This window comes from Actinoplanes subglobosus, assembly GCF_042650585.1.
Classification (GTDB): Bacteria; Actinomycetota; Actinomycetes; order Mycobacteriales; family Micromonosporaceae; genus Actinoplanes; species Actinoplanes subglobosus.
Genome location: NZ_JBHSBL010000020.1, coordinates 373,583 through 391,972 on the forward strand (window position 1 = coordinate 373,583; position 18,390 = coordinate 391,972).

Sequence of the window (18,390 nt, forward strand, 5' to 3'; positions counted from 1 at the left end):
ATCGATGGTCCTTGACAATCTGCGCCGGCTGGCCGCCGCGGTCGCCGCCGGCCTGGTCACAGCCGGCGCCGTGCTGTTCGTGCAGCCGGCACCCGCCCTGGCCGCGGCGAAACTGCACGTCTCCAAGACCACCGGCATCGCCGACGGCGAGAAGATCACCGTCTACGGCACCGGGTTCACGCCGGGCCTCACCGATCTGGCGCTCGGCCAGTGCGTCAAGGACCCGGCGACCGCCACCGACTGCAACCTGACCGGCGGCGCCGAGTTCGTCTCCACCGACGCCTCCGGCAAGACGAAGACCCTCACCCTCACGATCCAGAAGTCGTTCAGCGGCAAGAGCTGCGACAACGGCTGTGTGGTGGCCGCGCAGCTGCTGCCGTCGAGCCACTCCGCCGACGAGGTGGCCGCCAACAAGGTCCAGGTCACGATCAAATTCGGTTCGGGTACGGCCACGAAGACCGCCACCGCGACGTCGACCAAGTCGTCGGCCGCCGCCGCCGCGGACGACTCGGATGCGCTGCCCAAGACCGGCCCCGGCCAGGAGTGGGCGACCGTCGTGCTGATCGGTAGTGCGCTGCTGCTGCCCGGAGCGGGTCTGCTGCTCCTGCTTCCGGCCCGCCGGCGCCGGATCGCCGGTTTCCGGTAGTCGCGTTCTCTCCCGCTGATCGACCCTCTCGGGCTCTCGGGCTCTTGCGGGAGAGGACGGTTCAGGGGTGTGGGGCCGGCTTGCGCGGGGCAGGGTCCCACACCCCCGATCCGTCAGCTGTGACGGGTCACTTGCTGAGGCTGGCCTGGTCGATGACCTGGTCCGCGGCGGGCGCCACGATGCCCTCGAAGGTCGCGCCGAACTCGCTGAAGGTGATGCCCTCACCGGTGATCGACGGGCCGATGCGCACCGGGTAGGCCTCACCGGTCGTCGCCACGAACACCTGCGAGTCGGCGTCGCTGCTGTCCTTCAGCGTGATCACGGCCTGCTCGCCGACCTTGGTGGCCTCGCCCTTGCTCAGGGTGCCGCCCGGCTTGAGCAGCTCGTTCACGTCGGCGGCGGCGAACAGCCCGCTGATCTGCTCGCCGGCCGGCACCAGCACCCACTTGCCGCCGGTCGCCGCGACCATGGTCTTGGCCTGCTCGGCGCCGGCGATCATCGCCCAGAAGCCCTCACTCGGCTTCATGTACTGCTTACCGCCGACCGCCAGCACCTCGACCGCGGCGTCCTTGCCCATCGACATGGTGCCGGCGAAGTCCTTGCCGGAGATCTTGAAGTCCAGCGACATGGTGTCGCCGTCGGTCGTCGCCGAACCCGCGAGGTGGAACGAGTTGGCCTTGGTGAGGGCTTCCTTGGCCTTGGCCAGGATCTCGTCGGCGGTCAGCGCGGCCACACCGTTGTCGGTCGCCTGCGCAGCCGTCGTCCCGCCCTTCGGCTCGGCGCTGTCGGAGCCGCCACAGCCGGACAGCAGCATGGTGGCGGTGGCCAGGGCAGCGAGGCCGGCCCGGAAGGCAATCTTGGTCATGGTCTTCCCTCATCACTGCGGCGCGGACTCCACGCCGCCCGGAAATCATCACTGAGCTGCGCGAATCTATCCACCCTCGGCAACGAAACGGTCACCTTCGTGCCGAGAACGCCGAGGTGTGACGCACCACCCACGGATCAGACCAGGAGCTCCTCGAGCGGGACCACGGCGGTGCGCGCCGGCGGCTCGATCGGCGGCAGGTCGCTGCCGAGTTCGGTGATCTCGGCCTCCGAGGTCGCGGTCGTCCAGCTCCGCGGGTACGGCTTGTCCGTGGTGGCGATGCCGGCCCACCACTTCGGGTCGGCGCTGGTGGTCAGGCCGATCCAGGTGTCGGCACCCTTGCCGGAGATCCTGCCCCGGGTCAGGGCGCCGGCCGGCCGGAGATCGGCGAGGAGCATCGGGACGTCGAAGAACCGCCGGATCATCCTCTCGTTGGCGCCCATCCGCACCCAGCGCCCGGCGGCTTTCCTCTTGACGGCCGCCACATGATCGGGGCCGACCAGGATCTCCCAGAAGCCGTCGCTCGGCAGCAGGTACGGGCCGTCGTCGAGGACCATGAACTTCGTCGGCCGGCCCCGGAGCGTGAACGTGCCGGCCGTGCGGCCGTTCACCGTGCGGAAGTGCCCTTCCGCCGTCGACCCGCCGAGGGTGCGGGACCCGTCGAAGACGTACGACCGGGCTTCCTGCAACGTCGTCCGTGCCTGCGCCAGGAGCTCCTGCTCGGCGTTCGCGGTAGCGCTCGGCGTCGCGACGGCCGGCGGGGCCGAGGGGCCGGGTCGCGGGCCGTCAGCGGCCTCACATCCGGCGAGCAGGAGGGCGGCGACCGCCAGAACGGCCCCACCCCGCAACGACACGACAGGCACGCTTCCCCCCATGGTGATCCTGATCAGTGGCACGACTCTAGCCGTGCCACTGACGAGGGTCGATCAGTACTCGCGGAGGAGGGAGCCCGCGCCGTACACCTTGTCCTTGATGCCGTTCTCGCGCAGCGCCATCCACCAGGTGGCGGCGTTGATGGCGATCACCGGCTTGCCCAGCCACCGCTCCGCCTCGTCGGCCAGGCGGACCATCGACAGGTTGGTGCCGCACTGCACGATCGCGTCGACGTCGGGGGCGTTGACCTGGAGGATCGCGGCCCGCAGCTCGTCCTCGGTGACGTGGGCGATCGACACGGCCGTCGGGCACTTCAGGCCCTCGATCGCGGTGACCTCGAAGCCGATCTCACCGAAGAAGCGGACCACGTTGGCGTCGCCGACCGGCTGGTACGGCGTGACGACCCCGATCCGCCGGGCGCCGTAGAGTTTCAGCGCCCGCTCGCACGCCTCGGCCCCGGTGGCCACCTCCAGGCCGGTGATCTCCTTGATCTGGGCGACGAACTCCCGGTTGCCCTCGACGCCGCCCCAGAACGTCTCGGCCGACATGCCCATGACCATGTAGTCGGGTTCGCACGTCAGCACCCGCTCGCACGCGGCACCGATCTCGCCGCGGATCTGCACCAGCAGGTTCTCGAAGTTGGCGTCGTCGGACAGGTCCTGGTTGCGGATGTGGATGCGGGAGAAGTGCGAGGTCACACCGGGTACGGCCATCGCGTAGAAGTCGGGTTCGACGATGGTGTTGGTGGACGGGGCGATGACGCCGAACTTGCGGCGCCAGCCGAGGGCGTCGGTCATGACGGAACTCCAACGGGTGCGGGGCGGGAAGCCCTGAGGGTGAGCCAGGCCGCGACCAGCAGGCAGCCCTGGGCCGCGGTGTTGATCGACTGCTCCAGCCACTGGAAGGCGACGGTGTGGTGCTCGTCGGAGGACCGCAGCGGCACCAGCCCCATCACGAGGACCAGCCCGAGCACGTAGAGGGAGACACCCCACCACTGCCGGTGGCGACCGGCGACGATCGCGCCGAGCACGCTGATCGCGGTGACGCCGAGGGTCGCCGCCACGAACAGCGGGTTGAGGCTGCCGGCCAGGACCGCACCGGCCACACAGAGCGCGAAGGTGAGCCCGAACGGCCAGAAGTGGGTGGCCTTCCCGCGCCGCACGGTGACGGCGAGAGCCCACGACAGCAGCGTGGCACCGGCCGCCATCAGCGGGAACAGCGACTGTTCGAGCAGCGTCCAGTCGCCGGCGCCGGCGGCGTACCCCAGTTTCCAGAGGCATTTGGCGATGCCGCCGGCGCCGATCAGGATGGCGCCGGCGAGGCCGGCCTTCTGGGCGGTCGCGGTCGGCGCGGTCCGGGCGAGGAGAGCGAAACCCACCGAGCCGAAGACGACCGGTACGAAGTCCTCGACCGCCAGGATGATCGGATAGTCCATCACGCGTCCCCGAAGAGGTCACGCTTGCGGAATCCGGCGGTGGCGAACCGGTAGGCCGCCTTCGGCCCGGTCAGCCAGGCGACCCGGCCGCCGTTCCGTGTCCCGGCGAGCACCCGGGCGGCCAGCCACGGGGTGACGGTCTCCACCCGGTCGGCCAGGATGTTGAAGATCTTCTTGGCCTTCTCCAGCTCGGCCGGGTCGTAGTCCTGCAGGAGCAGGTCGGTGACGACCATGCCGGGGGAGAGCAGCCCGACCTTGACCGGGGTGTCCTTGAGCTCCCTGGCCATCGCGAGGGTGGCGTAGGTGAGGGCCCGTTTGGTCGCGCCGTAGGGGGTCAGGCCGGGCACGATCTGCCCGTTGGAGCCGAGGCCCTCCATGTTCCAGAGCGCGCCGTGACCCTGGGCGAGCATCGCTTCGAGCACGACGGCGCTGGCGTGCAGCGTGCCTTCCAGGTTGAGTCCGACGACACGGGAGATCTCGGCGGCGTCCAGCTCCCACAGCGGCTTCCGTGAGTTGGACATCCCGGCATTGTTGACCCATATATCGACTTTTCCGAATTTGTCGACCGTGGCGTCCCAGAGCTTGCGGACATCTGCCCGATTCGTCACGTCGGCGGCGACAGCGAGAGCTCCCGGCGGGGCGTCCTCGGCGATGTCGCGGCCGCAGTAGGCGACCGAAGCACCCTGGGCGAGGAAGGCGTTGACCAGGCCCTGCCCGATCCCGCGCGTCCCGCCGGTCACCACCACGACCGTCACGAGGACCACTCCAGGAGACCGTGCAGCACCGAGTCGAGGTTGCCGCCGTGGAACAGCTCGTAGACCACGGCGAGCTGCTTCCCGGCCGACATCCCCGGTGCGGCGTCGATCGAGAACTCCCGCGCCTTCACCTTCCAGACGTCGGTGAAGTGCAGCGACTGGAACGACGCCCGGCCGAAACCGATCGCGTTGCCCCACGCCTCCGGCCCCTCGAAGAACAGCCGGTTGCCGTCCCGCCGGGTCTCGGTGGTGAACGTCCGGTCCAGGCCGGCGCCCTGCCAGGACACCGTGCGCCGGGTCCGCAGCAGGTCGATCGGTTCCAGGGCGATCGACGTCTCGACCGTGCCGCGCAGCTTCTGGTCGAAACCCCACAGCTCCAGCGTGCCGGTGAACGCGCCGGCCTCCTTGGTCGGCAGGATGTACGGCACCGGCCCGTTGCGGGTCTCGGCCTCGATCAGCCCGTCCACCAGGCCGGGTGTGCGCGTGTAGAGGCCGTTGAAGCAGCCGACCACCGCCCAGCCCTGGTAGAGCACCGACGAGTAGACCTGCGTCTCGGAGTCCGGCAGGACCTGGTTCCACGTGTTGAGGTCGACCTGCCAGCCGGGGCCGTAGTAGTGCGAGTCGACGAACGACCCGTACGGCTGCCCGGTCCCGAAGAAGTCCGGCCCGGTGTAGACCCGGTTCGCGTCGGAGTCGATCACCCCGAAGGAGAACGGTGCGCCCAGCCGGAACTGCCCGGCCAGTGGGCCACCCCCGATCAAACCCCCGTCCATCTTGTACGTGGTGACGCCGTCCACGTGATCCGACGACCGCCGGATCTCCTCGAACCCGCACCACGTCCCGTTGTGGTCGAACAGCGACGGCCGTCCGTGCCACTCCCCGGCGATGCGCTGCTGCCAGACGGACGGCTCAGTCATTGGTCACCAGGGCCAGGCGTACCGACTCGCTCTGTTCCTCGCCGAGCAGCCGGACCGTCTGCTTCCACACCGGGTCGATCTCCGGGCTGAACAGCAGCTCCCGGTGGGCGGCGTCGCGCTCGGCGGTGCCCTCGGCCTTTACGCCGCTCTCGACAAGGGCGGCCCAGTGGGTGAGGTAGGCGTCCACGGCGTCGCCGATGCCCGCAAAAGCCTCAGAAGTTGCCCGATTCACCAGCATCCAGGGCGACATCAGGGCGTATTGGCGGGGAGTCAGATGGGCCGGCGTCAGACCCTCTCTTTCCCGGACGGAGGCGTACAGCTCTGTCAGCGGCTCGTACACGCTGTCCAGGTAGGACAGCGAGGTGGCCAGATCGATCCGCGGGATCAGGTCGAGGTGGAACGCGTAGTTCTCCCCGTTGGCGACCGAGTCCAGCGTGAAGTGCGGAACCCCGGACTCCGGTGCGGTGAACGCGAAGATCATGTGGCTGTCCAGCCCGATCGGCGGGACGACGAGCGAGACGTTGACGACCTTCACGACCGGTCCGTCACCGCGCCACACCCGGATCCGGCCGACCGGGCCCATGGCGGAGGTCAGCTCACGGTCCTCGTCGAGCGAGACAGCGAAGCGGGCGAGGATCTTGTCGAGGGTGGTGTCGGAGAGGGCGGCGGGCAGGCTCACTTGGTTTCCTCTTCCTCTGAACCCATCAGGCGGGAGGCGGCGACGGTCGGGTGCTCGCCGCGGGCCTTGTGCACCCAGGCGCGGGCCAGTTCCGTGCTCTCCCGGCGCGCGGGCGACGGGATGACGGTCGCCGTCCGGCGAGGCACGTCACCGGTGATGAAGTCGTCCTCGTTGAGCAGCCAGCCCTTGTCGGCGAGCTCCTGGCGGCGACGGCGGTACTCGACGGCGATGATGTCGCTCTTGATGTGCAGCTCGGCGCCCAGGTCGAACGGCAGCAGCTCGGGCCGGACCTTGTTCACCACCGCGGCGTCCTCGTAGAAGATCCGCATGGTCCGGTTGATGGCGTCCTTGTTGGCCCACGTGCCGGTGAAGAACGTGCGCAGCGCGACCCACTTGACCAGCGTGGTCGTCTCGTCGATCGGGATGTTGGTGTCGTAGATGACCATGTCGCCGATCGGCAGCCGCACGTGCAGCTTGATCATGTTGGGCAGCATCCAGCCGGCCGACGTCGTGACCGGCGGCCGTTTCTTCAGGTCGTTGCCGACCAGCCGGCCGAACTTGCCCCACAGGCCGGACGGTTTCGGCGGGTGCAGGTCGACGGTCGCGAACGCCGACCACTCGTCCGGGTGCTCGACCTCGTAGTCGGGCACCTGCGGCATGTCCGGGTTCCCGAACCGGCCGGCGTGCACGAACGGCGCGTGCGCGATGTCGCAGCCGTTCTCCAGGATCCGCTCGTAGTTGGCCTTCCACAGGAACTCGCCGGTCACCGTGCGGAACTTGCCACCGTTCTCGACCAGGTCGTCGAACTCCGGCCACACGGGCATCGGCGGGCGCTCCTCCTCCGGAAGATCACCCATGAAGACCCACACGAAACCATACTTTTCTTGTACGGGGTACGAGTCGACCCGCGCCTTCTTCGGGATGCCCCGCCCCGGCAGGTTCGCCGGAATCTTGCTGCACGCACCGTCCGGCTCGTACTCCCACCCGTGGTACGGGCAGACGATCTTGTCGTCCTTGAGCCAGCCGCCGGACAGCGCCGCGCCCCGGTGCACGCACAGGTCGCTCAGCGCCACCACCCGGCCCTGCTTGGGCGTGCGATAGACGACGAGGTACTGCCCGAGCACCGTGATCCGCTCCGGCTTGGTGGTGACCTTGTCGGAGAACTCCACCGCGTACCAGAAGTTCTTGAGCATGGCTGTTACCTCCGCCGGATTCCGGCGATGTCGGGGTTCTGAAGAGCCTTGTCGAGCGCGTCGGATTCCGTTCCGCGCAGATGGGTGTCGAGGAACGCCGCGGTGACGTCCACGAGAGCGGCACGGGTGGCCGCGGGGTCGGTGGTGGCGTCGAGGTCGAGGAAGGCGCGGGCCGCGGTCTCGTCGACCGGGTGCACGATCCCGAAATGGTTGGCTCCGGCGAACGTGACCTGCACGTTCGCGCCGTCCGCGGTCGGCAGCGCCTCGTCGAAGGTCCGGCTGATCGGGTCCCTGCGGGTCGCGGCCTCCTCGCCGTACCGGTCCGCCGAGCCGTTGATCACGCCGTCGTTCTCACCGTTCATCAGCAGCACCGGGCAGTCCACCTGAGCCGGCAGCACCGTGCCGGCCGGCCAGCCCAGCATGGTCGCCACCATGGTGTGCGTGCCGTAGGCGGCGACCGCCTTGACCTCCGGGAAGAACCGGGCGCTCTGCAGGATGACGGTGCCGCCGGCGGAGTGCCCGATCAGCGCCACGTTGTCGAGGTCGAGCAGGCCCTCCACCGGGCCGGTGATCGTCCGCAGCGCGTCGATCACCACCGGCACCGACGGGGTGGTGGCCCGGGTCCCGTAGGCGTCCGGCTTCGCCGCGGCCAGTTCGACACCCGGCGTGATGCCCTTCAGCCCGCCGAACAGCTCACCCACCCAGTCGTAGGTGACGGCGACGTAGCCGCGCGACGCCAGCTCCACCGCCAGCCAGCGGTAGGCCTCCTGGCCCACGTTGACACCGGACACGATGATCGCCACCGGGTACGGCGCCCGGGACGGGTCGGCGGGGAAGACTCCGGAGAGCCGTTCCGCGTCCGAGCCGGTCGGCTTCGACGGATAGAAGACCCGCAGGTGGGCGGTGTCGAACGGTGCCTCGGCCCCGGGAACCGTGGCGGCCCACCAGACGCTGCGGACGGTCACGACCGTGCTCCGGCCCGCGGGAGCTGACGGTCGCCGCCCCACAACGCCCGGACCAGCTTGTCCGTGGTCTCCTGGCCGAAGAACCGGACGCCCATCACGTTCGCCGGGTCACGTTCGGCGATGTTGCGGCGGATCGTCTCGTCGGTCCGTGCCAGCGCCGCCTGCTCCTCGGCCGGCACCGGCTCGGCCTCGTCGACCCAGCGCAGCCAGCGGTCCACGTGTGCGTGTGCCCGCTGCGACACGATCTCCAGGTTGCGCTGCGACCGCTCGAACGAGTAGCAGTACGCGGTCGGCGACAGGCTGGCCCGGATGAACCCGGCCCGGCTCACGAAGTACTCGAACTCGGGATCGGCCCGCAGCTCCAGCCACTCCTCGTCGAGGCCGGCGTAGTACTTGTCGAAGTAGTCGGCGTCCTCGACCATGTTGGTCCGCGGCACCGAGTCGAGGTAGAACCATCCACCCGGCCACACCAGCAGCGCGATACCCAGGTGCGGCACCTTGACCTGCGGGCCGAGCCAGGCGGTCAGGTGCAGGTTGGCGAAGCTGGCGCCCGGGTTGCCGATCCACGAGTGGACCATCCAGTCGATCTCCGGACCGGCGTACGCCTCCAGCGATCCACCCGGCCCGTCCGGGTAGGTGCCGTAGGTCTGCAACTCCAGGGTCGACGGGTCGCGCCGCAGCTCGAACCGGGCGTCGATCTTCGCCTTGAGATCGGCGAGCAGCTGCCGGTAGTAGTTGAACGTGTCGTGCACGTCGATGACCGGCGAGTTGTCGACCATGTCCTCTACGTGCTGGATCGTCTCGGCCACTATGTGCACCCTTCGTTATCGGATCAAGGCGTAGTTGTCGGATCAGGGCGTGGTTATCGGATCAGGGCGTCGACCAGGCGCCAGGGGCGTCCGTCGACGAGGTCGGTGTTGCGGGAGACCTGACGGTTGGCGGCCTGTGCGGGAGCCACTTCGCCGGCACCGTAGGCCTCGCCGACCGGGATGTCGGTGCGGACCGGAGTGGAGATACGGCCGGTGAACGGCCCCTCCCACCTGGTCCACAGAGTGAAGTCGGGGGTCATCGCGAGGATCGCGGCGGGCTGGCCGAGCGGGGTGGCGACGACCAGGTTGAGACGGTTCTCGGCGGCGCGCTCGGGCAGGCCGAGAGCGAGCTCCCAGTCCTCCTGCGCGTCGTAGGGGACCGCGACCACGTCGGTGTCGAGCAGCGCGGCCAGCCGGAACGTCTCCGGGTACAGCGCGTCGTCGCCGGCGATCACCGCGAGGCGTCCCCACTCCAGGTCGACCGGGATCACCTCGGTGCCCGGCCCGCCGTGGATCCGCGGCTGCCGCCCGACGACGCCGTCCGCACCGATCACGACACCCTCGCCGTCGATCACGGTGACCACGTGCGCCCCGCTCCCGGCCAGCGCCGCCGCCACGTCCGCGGCCGCTGACCCGGAGGTCGCGGGCAGGACGATCAGCTGCGCGCCCTTCGCCACGGCGTCGCCGATCAGTGTGGTGTCCCGGAGGACGGCGACCGGCAGTGACGGTGCACCCGGCGGGCGCTGCCGGCCCACCGGTGCGGCGCCGATCGGGCCGTACAGCGATGGGCGGCGGGTCGCGAAGATGTCCGTACCGTCGGGGCGCAGTTTGCTGTCGGCCCGTGCGGGGTCGATGTCCGCGACGATCACGGCCTCGCCGGTGCGCGGGGCCTTGGCGACCACCGTCCCGTCCGGGGCGACGATCTGCGACTCGCCGGCCCCGTGCAGCCACTCCGGCGGCACCCCGAGCCGGGCGGCGATCGCCGGCAGCTCGTCCCGCGGCAGCAGCGGCCCGACCTTGTTGGCCGCGATCACCCACACCTTGTTCTCCGCGGCACGCACCGGGATGTGCAGGTCGGCCTCGTCGAGCGCGAAACTGTTCAGGCTGTTCAGCAGGACCTGGGCACCCCGGAGCGCGAGCCCGCGGGCCACCTCGTTGATCACGCCTTCCATGCAGGCGTACATCCCGATCCGGCCGAGCGGCGTGTCCACCACCGGCCCGACGGTCGCGCCGGGCTCCAGGAAGTCGTTCTCCGCGCCCATCAGGGTCTGCTTGTCGCAGGTCCCGACGATCTCGCCGGCCGGGTCGAACAGGAAGTTGGTCCCGCCGGTCGTCCCGTCCGGGTGGGCGTGCGTGAGGTTGATCTTGACCCAGATGCCGTGCCGGCGGGCGCGCTCGGCGATGGCGGTCAGGAACTCGTCGCCCGGCCGCGTCGCCCGCTCGTGCGCCTGGGCGCGCGACGCATACCAGGACAGGTGATTGCAGAACTCGGGCAGGACCACGAGCTGTGCTCGCTGCTCGGCCGCGGCGTCGATCACGCGCAGGCAGGCGGCGAGATTCTCGGCGACATCCTGGCCGGCCTCGATCTGGGCGGCGGCGACACGCACCACGTTTGGCACGGCGACGGGCATGCGGTTCCCCCTAGCGAAACGGCGTTTCCCAAAACTACACTCGGGTGCCGCATTGCAACAGGGGTTATCTCGATGGCAAAGATATTTTTGAGGAGCACAGGGTGCTGGTGCACGTCGTTCTGATGAAGTTTTCGGATGCCGGGGATGCTGCCGAGGCCAAGTTGCGCCTGGAGGCACTCGTCGGTGTCGTTCCGGAGATCCGCTCCCTCCGGGTCCACCTCGACGAGCTCTCCACCGAAGTGTCCTGGCACCTGCACCTCGCCACCACCCACCGAGACGCCGATGATCTCCGGGCCTACCAGGCACATCCGGCCCACCTCGAACTCGGCGCCTGGCTGCGCCCCCTCCTGGCGGCCCGCGCGGTCGTCGACTACACCGAGGCCTGACACGACGACGGGCCGGCCGCCGAAGCGACCGGCCCGTCGTCGGGACGTCAGCTGTTCAGGATCTCGTAGATCTTCTCTTCGCCCTCGTCGCTGCGATCCTTCGTGGCCGGTGCCGCCGGGGTGACCGCCTTGCCGTAGTCGGCGAACGCGATCCGGCACGTCCCGCCCGGAACCTGCGTGGTCAGCGTCGTCAACCGTCCCTCGGCGTCGACGCTCGCGGTGAACGGCACCGACCGGGCCGCGTCGCCCAGCGCGGTGATCTGCTCCGTCGTCAGCATCATCGGGTCCTCGGCCTTCGTGAGGTCCAGGGTGCCGGAGTACTTCCGGTTCCCGGCCCGGGTGACCCCCACCGCGTTCTCCAGGAGGTCACCGGCGCCGGCCGGGTCCGATCCGCCGCCGGTGCCGCCGATCCGGAACGACTCGACACGCTCCGGGTCGAACGCCACCCAGCCGTCCGGGAGCCCGAGCTGCCGCGCCACCTCGGCGGGTTCCAGGCCGATCCGGATCCACGCGTCCTCGCCGAGCAGCACGAGCCCCATGGTGACACTGCTGCCGGGCTGCGGACCGTCCATCGAGATCGTCATCCGGAAGGCCTCCGCGGCGCCGTCGAACACCCCGTCCGCCCGCGCGCAGGCGCCACCGCCGCCGATGGTGAACCGGTAGGCGGGTGCGCCCTCGCCCGGCACCGACCGGAGCAGTTCCTCCCCGGGCCCGAGCGCCGCGCCGGCGATGTCGGACTCCTCGATCGGCGGTTCCAGCCAGGTGCATCCACCCAGACAGAGCACCGCGGCTACCGCGGCGATCCCAAGCTTCATGACCGGCTCCCGGTTCCTTCGGTGGGGGACCGCGAACCGTGACCGGGACCGGGTGGCAGCCCTCTCTTCTGCACCCGGCCGGTCACGGTTCGCGGCGTCTTCTCAGCCCGGCGGGTACGCCGACGGCCCGCCCGCCACCGGCCCGGCACCGGGACGGAACGCGGCCGGGGCGTGGATCACGCAGGTCTGGACGTATTCGGCGAGCCCCTCGTGGGCGTACTCGCGGCCCCAGCCGGAGCGCTTCACCCCGCCGAACGGGGCCCGCAGGCTCATCCCGGTCCGGTTGTGGGTGTTGACGAAGGTGAACCCGGCCTCGAACCGCCGGGCGAACGCGAACGCCCGCTCCTCGTCGGCACTCCACACCGAGGCGCCGAGACCCAGTTCGCCGGCGTTGGCGGCGGCCAGGACCTCCTCCTCGGAGGTGTAACCGAGCACCGGGACGACCGGCGCGAACTGTTCGGCCACGACCAGCGGCGATCCCGGGTCCGGGGCGACGACCAGCGCCGGCGGCACGAAGTATCCGGTCTCCGGATCGCCCTCGAACCGGCCCAGGTCGCGCACGGTCCCGGCGCCGCGCAGGGCCAGGGCGGCGCGCTGGGCGGACGCCGAGATCACCGGGCCCATCGTCACGCCGTCGGCCAGTGGATCGCCGGTGACCAGGACCCGGGCGGCGGCGGCCAGGTACGCCTCGACGAACGCGTCCAGCCGGGACGCCGGGACGTAAAGGCGTTTCGCCGCCATGCAGACCTGGCCACTCGTCGCGAAACTCGCCATCACCAGCCGGTCGATCGCGTCGTCGTCGAACCGGGCGTCGTCCAGGAGGACCGCCGGGTCGTTGCCGCCCAGCTCCAGCACCGACGGGGTGAGCCGGTCCCCGGCCAGGGCGGCGACCGCCCGGCCACCCTCCGCGCCGCCGGTGAACGCCACCTTGCGGACCAGTTCGTGCCCGACCAGCGCCGCCCCCGTGCCGGCGCCGCCGTGCACGACCCGGACCGGTGCCTCGAACAGCGCGATCACCCGGGAGACGGTCAGCGGGGCGAGCGGTGACGGTTTGACGACGACGGCGTTCCCGGCGGCCAGGGCCGGTGCGAGCTTCAGCATGGTGAGGATGACCGGCGCGTTCCAGGGCGTGATCGCGGCGACCACCCCGTAGGGTCTGCGCTGTTCCACGATCCGGCCGAGAGCGTCGTCGACGATCCGGTCGGCGAACGCGGCGGGGGCGTGCTCGATCACCCATCGCAGGTAGCGGACCGCGAAACCGATCTCGCCACGGCAGTCGCCGACGACCTTGCCGGACTCGCGGGCGAGCAGGGTCGCCAGTTCCTCGGCGGCGTTCTCGATCGCGGTGGCGGCCCGGGTCAGCACCGCGAGCCGTTCGGGCAGCTCCCGGGCGGACCATTTCCGCTGCTCGGCGTCCGCTTCGCGGACGACCTCGGAGACCGCTGCCGCCGGCGTCCCGGCCACCACTCCGACGATTTCGGTGGTACGGGCGGGATTCTCCCGGGCGATGGCACCCGCCCCGCCGATCGGGGTGCTCACGACGACGCTCCCGGGTGTGCCCGCCCCACGGTCGGGGTGCTCATGACGAAATCCCCGGGCACGTGGCGGTGCCCGCTCGGCGGCGGGACGCGATGGCCGTACCCCCGCCGGGTTTGACGGAGAACCGGGGACCGGAGGCCGCGTTCATGCCGGGACCGGCCGCAAGGAGGCGATCATGGAGCTGCGCAGCAGCGACTGCCGGGCGAGCGCCGGATCGGCCGCGGTCGCGCGCAGACCGTCGAGATGCGCGGCGCGGGCGTCCGGGTCGGTGGCGCGGAGACGTTCGTAGTTCTGGTGGGAGACGCTCTGCACGTATTCGAGGGCGATCCGCCGCCGGTCGGTGGTGGCCGCCCAGACGGTGGCGTCGTCACCGGTGGCGAGGGCCGTGGCGTAGGCGACCGCGTCGTGGATGCCGGAGTTCATGCCGAGCCCGCCGAGCGGGTTGTTGACGTGTGCCGCGTCGCCGGCCAGCAGCACCCGCCCGGTCCGGAACGACGTGGCGACCCGCTGGTGGACGCGATACATGCTGGCGTGCGCGACCCGCCACGGCCGGCCCGGGTCGTGCACGCCGCGCAGCCGGGAGTCGAGCCGGGCGAACTCCTGCTCGTCCGGGGTCTCCACCGGCGTCGGCAGCAGCACGCGCCAGTGGTCCGGGGTACGCAGCAGCACGCACCACTCGACCGGGTCGAAGACGTAGTTGACCGAGGCCAGATCGTCCAGCCAGCCGGTGAGCTCCTCGTCGACCGACGCGACCAGGAAGCGTTCCGGATAGGTGATGCCGTCGAAGGTGACCCCGGTGGCCCGCCGGGTCGCCGAGTGCGCCCCGTCGGCCCCGATCAGCCAGTCACCGGTCTCCGCACGCCCGTCGGCGGCGGTCACGATGACGCCGTCCTCCTTCTGGCCGACGCCGGTCACGTGGAAACCGAACTCGATCGCGAAGCCTGGCATCTCGCGCAGGTGGGCGAGCAGGATCGGGGTGAGCTTCGACTGCTCGCACTGCAATCGGTACGGGAAGCGGGTGTCGTCGCCGAGAACCGCCAGGTCGAGCATCGCGACCAGACCCTCGGTGCGGTCCCGGTAGGCGAACGTCGGCGACAACAGCCCGCGTTCGTGCAGCTCGTCGCCGACACCCAGGTCGTCGAGCATCTCCAGGGTCGGCGGGTGGAAGGTGGAGGCGCGGGACTCGGCGGCCAGGTCGTCCCCGGACTCGAGGACGGTGACGGCGAAGCCGCGCCGGGCGAGGGCGAGGGCCGCGGTGAGCCCGACCGGCCCGGCGCCGGCGACGAGGATGTGGTTCACGTCTGCAATCTCCCGGGGACGTAGCGGGCGTCGAGGTCGAGGGCCTCGTCCTGACCGACGAGGGCGGTGAACGCGGCCCACGGCATGCGGTCGACGGGTTCGGCGGTGCCGCCGTCGGCGATGGCACGGTAGGTGAGCGAGGCCGCCCGCATGGCGGCGAGCAGCGCCGCCACCGGGTGCAGGACCAGGCGGACGCCGACTTCGGCGAGGTCGGCGTCGGTCAAGGAGGGCCGGGCGCCGCCGGCCTCACTGCGATTGATGACGAGGGGTACGCCCGGGAGCGCCGCGTGGACCAGCCGGAGCTCCGCCAGGTCGTCCACACCCTCCGGGAACACCGCGTCGGCACCGGCCTCGGCGTAGGCACGGCAGCGCACGATCGTCTCGTCGAGGCCGCGGACCGAGTACGCGTCGGTCCGGGCGATCACCACGATGTTCGGTGCCTGATCGGCCAGGGCGGTGATCTTCGCGGCCGCCTCGCCGATGTCGATGATCTCCTTGCCGGCCAGGTGCCCGCACCGTTTCGGGCTGGCCTGGTCCTCCAGGTGCAGTCCGGAGATGCCGGCCCGGGCGTACGCCAGAGCCGTCCACACCGCGTGCAGCGGATTGCCGTAGCCGGTGTCCGCGTCCGCGATCAGCGGGATGTCGCCGAGTGCCGGGACCAGGGCGGACGCCCGGTCGGCGATCTGCGTGCCGTGCACGAACCCGAGGTCCGGCCGGCCCAGCATGATCGCCGAGACGGCCGCCCCGGACAGGTGCACGGCCCGGTGCCCGGCCGCCACCGCGAGCGCCGCGGTGACCGGGTCGTAGACGCCGGGCACGTGGGTGACCCGGTCGGAGGCGAGGATCGCTCGCAATGCGGAAGCAGTCATGACCGGCTGTGTAGCGCGAAACCGTTCTCGACGCCAACCACACGCGGATTGGTGAAGAAGAGAAGTGTCTCCGCGGTGCCCTCCTCCGAGTAGCCGGAGATGCCCCACGCGGGTCGCGGGGTGAACAGGTGCAGGCTCATCACCGACGACCCGTTGACCTTGACCTCGCCGGCCCGGACCCGTCGCGCGACGGCCAGGGCGGCCTCCTCGTCGGTGCCGAAGACGTAGCCCTCCAGGCCGTAGCGGGTGCCGTTGGCCAGCGCGACCGCCTCGTCGACGGTCTCGTAGCCGTGCACCGCGGCAACCGGTCCGAAGATCTCCTCAGTGGTACGGGCGGGGTCGGCGCCGAGGACGAGCGAGGGGGCCAGGGTGTTGCCGGGGCCGGTCAGCGCGGCCTCCTCCACGACGCCGCCGAGCGCGTCGCGGGCTTTCACCACGGTCGCACGATGTCCGGAATGGATCAGCGGGCCGTAATCGGTCGTCTCGTCGGTGGGGTCACCGGTCGCCAACGTCGCGATCCTGGCCAGGACGGCGTCGGCGATCGCTCGCTCCCGGCCGGCCGGGACGATCAGGCGGCCCAGAGCGCGGCACCACTGGCCGTTCAGCGTGGTCAGCAGATCGGCCGCGGCGCGGGCGGCGACGGCCTCGTCGGCGTCCGGCAGCACGATCAGCGCGTTGTTGCCACCCAGCTCCAGCTGCACCGGCTTGATGTCGTAGGCGCACGCGGCCGCCACGGCCCGTCCACCGCCGAGTCCACCGGTGAACGACACCGCCCGGATCCGCGGGTCGGACACGATCCGCGAACCAACGTCGGCGCCACCGTGCAGCAGCTGGAACAGCGCCGGCGGGGCGCCCGCCGCACGGAGCACGGTGTCGATCACCCCGGCCAGCCGTTCGGTGCCGAACGGGGCGTACTCGCTGGGCTTGAGGACCGTCGGGCAGCCGGCGGCCAGCGCGTTGGCGACCTTGTGGGCGGCCATCGGGGCGGGCGCGTTCCACGGGACGAGGCAGGCGGCCGGGCCCCACGGGAGGCGCTCGACCAGGACCTCGCGGCCGTCCTCACGGACCGCCGTGGACGTCAGGATGCCGAGCCGGAGCTGGCTGGCGGCCAGGGCGAACGCGCCGGCCAGGATCATCCCGAGTGGGGTGGTCTGCCGGATCGGGACGCCGGTGGCCCGGGACTCCAGCGCGGTGATCTCCGGGGCGGCCGCGGCCATCGCGGCGGCGATCCGGTCCAGGACGTCGGCGCGCTCCTCGACCGGGGCGGTCCAGGCGCCCAGGGTGTCGGCGGCGGCCAGCGCCTCCTCGACGCGGGCCGGTGACGATCCCAGGGCGGGGCCGGTCACCTCGCCGGTGGCCGGGTTCTCCAGATCCACACCGACCGGGGTGGAGCAGGCTTCCCACGTACCGTCGACGAGGTCTTTCATGACGCCACGTTCGCGAACAGCTCGTTGGCCTTGTTGCTGGTGATCACCGAGGCGGCCTCCAGCCGGCCGCGCTCCGGCGGGAACGTCATGACCAGGCCCATCGACAGGTCACGCAGCGCGCGGCCGACCGTCCCGTTCATCGTCGCGCTCGACGTGCCGGACGCCTTCAGGGCGCCGATCGCCACGTCGAAGGCGGCCTGGCAGATGCTGCCCTTGGCGATGCGCCACTGCGCGTACACCTCGGACTTGGTGGCGATCGGCGGCTCGCACGTCTCCAGCAGCAGCTGGCGGCGCAGCCAGAGGTAGGCCCGCTCCAGGTTCTCCGTCATGTCGCCGATGATCACCTGGTGCATCGGGGATTCGGCGATGGAGCGTCCGGTGTCGGCGAACGTCTTGCGAGTGAGCCGGCCCAGCGTGTCGTCGTAGACGCCCTGCGCCGCGCCCACGTAGACCGCGGTGATGGCAAGCTGGTTGCCGACGAAGCTGCCCCGGCTGCACTGCAGCATCTTCACGAACGCGCCCGGAACCGTGAGCGAGTCCTCCTGCGGGATGAACACCCGGTCCAGCCTGATGCCGTGGTTGGCGCTGCCGCGCATGCCGAGCCCGTCCCAGAACGGCCGCTCGGTGACCCCGCCGGCGTCGCGCGGGACCAGGAACATGACCAGCCCGTCGGCCGTGTCGTGGCCGTCCAGCCGCGCGGTGACCAGGTAGTAGTCGGCGATCCCGGTGGCGCAGCCGAACGACTTCTCGCCGGTGATCTCCCAGCCCTGGACGCCGTCCCTCTCGGCGGCGACGGCGGTGGTGGCGATCGCGATGTTCGCGCTGCTCGACTTGACCGACTCGCTGGCGAAGTTGGCCAGCCAGGTGCCGCCGGACATCAGCCGCAGCACCTTCTCGGCGAACGCCTTCACCACCGGCACCTCGTCGTCGGCGAACAGCCCCGACTCGATCGCCTCCAGCGGCAGCAGGCCCCGCGACGCGGACGTGTTGTGGAAGAAGAAGGCCAGCGCCGTCGACGGGCAGGCGCTGCCCATCGCGTAGGTGGCGGCGGCCAGGTCGCGCAGGGTGCCGCCGAGACCGCCGTACTCCTCGGGGACGATCAGGCCCATCAGGCCGGCCTCGCGCAGCAGGTCGATGTGCTCACGCGGGAACGCGCCGTCGCGGTCGGCCTGGTCGGCCTTGGCGCGCAGCGCGGGCAGCACCTGCTCGACGAGGGCGGCGCGGGCCTTCTCCTCGACGGTCATGTCGTCGACGAGTTTCTCGCCGATGAGTCGGTCGGCCATGGCG

19 protein-coding genes are annotated in these 18,390 nt (G+C 70.9%); 2 read left to right on the plus strand and 17 right to left on the minus strand.

Annotated elements, in window-relative coordinates; all coding sequences use genetic code 11:
- Positions 1 to 4: 4 nt before the first annotated feature.
- Positions 5 to 646 (plus strand): neocarzinostatin apoprotein domain-containing protein, encoded by a 642-nt coding sequence (locus tag ACFO0C_RS30880; RefSeq protein WP_378070234.1) that lies wholly within the window; start codon positions 5 to 7, stop codon positions 644 to 646.
- 127 nt (positions 647 to 773) lie between these two features.
- On the opposite strand, the gene ACFO0C_RS30885 is transcribed toward ACFO0C_RS30880, so the two are convergent.
- From ACFO0C_RS30885 to ACFO0C_RS30935, 11 genes are all read right to left on the minus strand, one after another.
- A complete protein-coding gene (locus ACFO0C_RS30885) occupies positions 774 to 1,511 on the minus strand; it encodes a hypothetical protein (RefSeq protein ID WP_378070235.1) in 738 nt (245 codons plus the stop codon).
- A 137-nt stretch (positions 1,512 to 1,648) separates the two neighbouring features.
- The gene (locus ACFO0C_RS30890; protein ID WP_378070236.1) at positions 1,649 to 2,365 is read right to left on the minus strand and encodes a hypothetical protein; all 717 of its coding nucleotides are present in this window, start codon (positions 2,363 to 2,365) and stop codon (positions 1,649 to 1,651) included.
- 72 nt (positions 2,366 to 2,437) lie between these two features.
- Entirely contained in the window at positions 2,438 to 3,181 is a 744-nt protein-coding gene (locus tag ACFO0C_RS30895) for a maleate cis-trans isomerase family protein (protein ID WP_378070237.1), read from the minus strand.
- A complete protein-coding gene (locus ACFO0C_RS30900; protein ID WP_378070238.1) occupies positions 3,178 to 3,819 on the minus strand; it encodes a hypothetical protein in 642 nt (213 codons plus the stop codon). The genes ACFO0C_RS30895 and ACFO0C_RS30900 overlap by 4 nt, the downstream gene beginning before the upstream one ends.
- The gene (locus ACFO0C_RS30905) at positions 3,819 to 4,574 is read right to left on the minus strand and encodes an SDR family oxidoreductase (protein ID WP_378070239.1); all 756 of its coding nucleotides are present in this window, start codon (positions 4,572 to 4,574) and stop codon (positions 3,819 to 3,821) included. Before ACFO0C_RS30905 ends, ACFO0C_RS30900 begins: the two co-directional genes overlap by 1 nt.
- Entirely contained in the window at positions 4,571 to 5,491 is a 921-nt protein-coding gene (locus ACFO0C_RS30910) for a hypothetical protein (RefSeq protein WP_378070240.1), read from the minus strand. The genes ACFO0C_RS30905 and ACFO0C_RS30910 overlap by 4 nt, the downstream gene beginning before the upstream one ends.
- Positions 5,484 to 6,170 carry a hypothetical protein gene (locus ACFO0C_RS30915; RefSeq protein WP_378070241.1) on the minus strand — a complete coding sequence of 229 codons (687 nt, stop codon included), beginning with the start codon at positions 6,168 to 6,170 and terminating at the stop codon, positions 5,484 to 5,486. Before ACFO0C_RS30915 ends, ACFO0C_RS30910 begins: the two co-directional genes overlap by 8 nt.
- Positions 6,167 to 7,363 carry an aromatic ring-hydroxylating dioxygenase subunit alpha gene (locus ACFO0C_RS30920; protein ID WP_378070242.1) on the minus strand — a complete coding sequence of 399 codons (1,197 nt, stop codon included), beginning with the start codon at positions 7,361 to 7,363 and terminating at the stop codon, positions 6,167 to 6,169. The genes ACFO0C_RS30915 and ACFO0C_RS30920 overlap by 4 nt, the downstream gene beginning before the upstream one ends.
- A gap of 5 nt (positions 7,364 to 7,368) precedes the next feature.
- Positions 7,369 to 8,328 (minus strand): alpha/beta hydrolase family protein, encoded by a 960-nt coding sequence (locus ACFO0C_RS30925; RefSeq protein WP_378070243.1) that lies wholly within the window; start codon positions 8,326 to 8,328, stop codon positions 7,369 to 7,371.
- Positions 8,325 to 9,137 (minus strand): oxidoreductase, encoded by an 813-nt coding sequence (locus ACFO0C_RS30930; RefSeq protein WP_378070244.1) that lies wholly within the window; start codon positions 9,135 to 9,137, stop codon positions 8,325 to 8,327. Before ACFO0C_RS30930 ends, ACFO0C_RS30925 begins: the two co-directional genes overlap by 4 nt.
- Positions 9,138 to 9,190: 53 nt before the next feature.
- On the minus strand, positions 9,191 to 10,768 hold the full coding sequence (locus ACFO0C_RS30935; RefSeq protein ID WP_378070245.1) for a nitrilase-related carbon-nitrogen hydrolase: 1,578 nt from the start codon (positions 10,766 to 10,768) through the stop codon (positions 9,191 to 9,193).
- Positions 10,769 to 10,869: 101 nt separating this feature from the next.
- Here ACFO0C_RS30935 and ACFO0C_RS30940 point away from each other — a divergent pair, with 101 nt between their 5' ends.
- Positions 10,870 to 11,154 (plus strand): Dabb family protein, encoded by a 285-nt coding sequence (locus ACFO0C_RS30940; protein ID WP_378070246.1) that lies wholly within the window; start codon positions 10,870 to 10,872, stop codon positions 11,152 to 11,154.
- A gap of 47 nt (positions 11,155 to 11,201) precedes the next feature.
- Here the strand turns inward: ACFO0C_RS30940 and ACFO0C_RS30945 are convergent, their stop codons facing one another.
- From ACFO0C_RS30945 to ACFO0C_RS30970, 6 genes are all read right to left on the minus strand, one after another.
- Positions 11,202 to 11,969, minus strand: a complete 768-nt coding sequence (locus ACFO0C_RS30945) for a hypothetical protein (RefSeq protein WP_378070247.1) — start codon at positions 11,967 to 11,969, stop codon at positions 11,202 to 11,204.
- A 102-nt stretch (positions 11,970 to 12,071) separates the two neighbouring features.
- A complete protein-coding gene (locus tag ACFO0C_RS30950; protein ID WP_378070248.1) occupies positions 12,072 to 13,508 on the minus strand; it encodes an aldehyde dehydrogenase family protein in 1,437 nt (478 codons plus the stop codon).
- Between the two features lie 144 nt (positions 13,509 to 13,652).
- Positions 13,653 to 14,807: an FAD-dependent oxidoreductase gene (locus ACFO0C_RS30955; protein WP_378070249.1), complete on the minus strand. Its 1,155-nt coding sequence runs from the start codon at positions 14,805 to 14,807 to the stop codon at positions 13,653 to 13,655.
- The gene (locus ACFO0C_RS30960; protein WP_378070250.1) at positions 14,804 to 15,676 is read right to left on the minus strand and encodes an isocitrate lyase/PEP mutase family protein; all 873 of its coding nucleotides are present in this window, start codon (positions 15,674 to 15,676) and stop codon (positions 14,804 to 14,806) included. The genes ACFO0C_RS30955 and ACFO0C_RS30960 overlap by 4 nt, the downstream gene beginning before the upstream one ends.
- Entirely contained in the window at positions 15,673 to 17,103 is a 1,431-nt protein-coding gene (locus tag ACFO0C_RS30965; protein WP_378070251.1) for an aldehyde dehydrogenase family protein, read from the minus strand. Before ACFO0C_RS30965 ends, ACFO0C_RS30960 begins: the two co-directional genes overlap by 4 nt.
- Positions 17,100 to 18,386: an acyl-CoA dehydrogenase family protein gene (locus ACFO0C_RS30970; protein ID WP_378070252.1), complete on the minus strand. Its 1,287-nt coding sequence runs from the start codon at positions 18,384 to 18,386 to the stop codon at positions 17,100 to 17,102. The genes ACFO0C_RS30965 and ACFO0C_RS30970 overlap by 4 nt, the downstream gene beginning before the upstream one ends.
- Between the last annotated feature and the right edge of the window lie 4 nt (positions 18,387 to 18,390).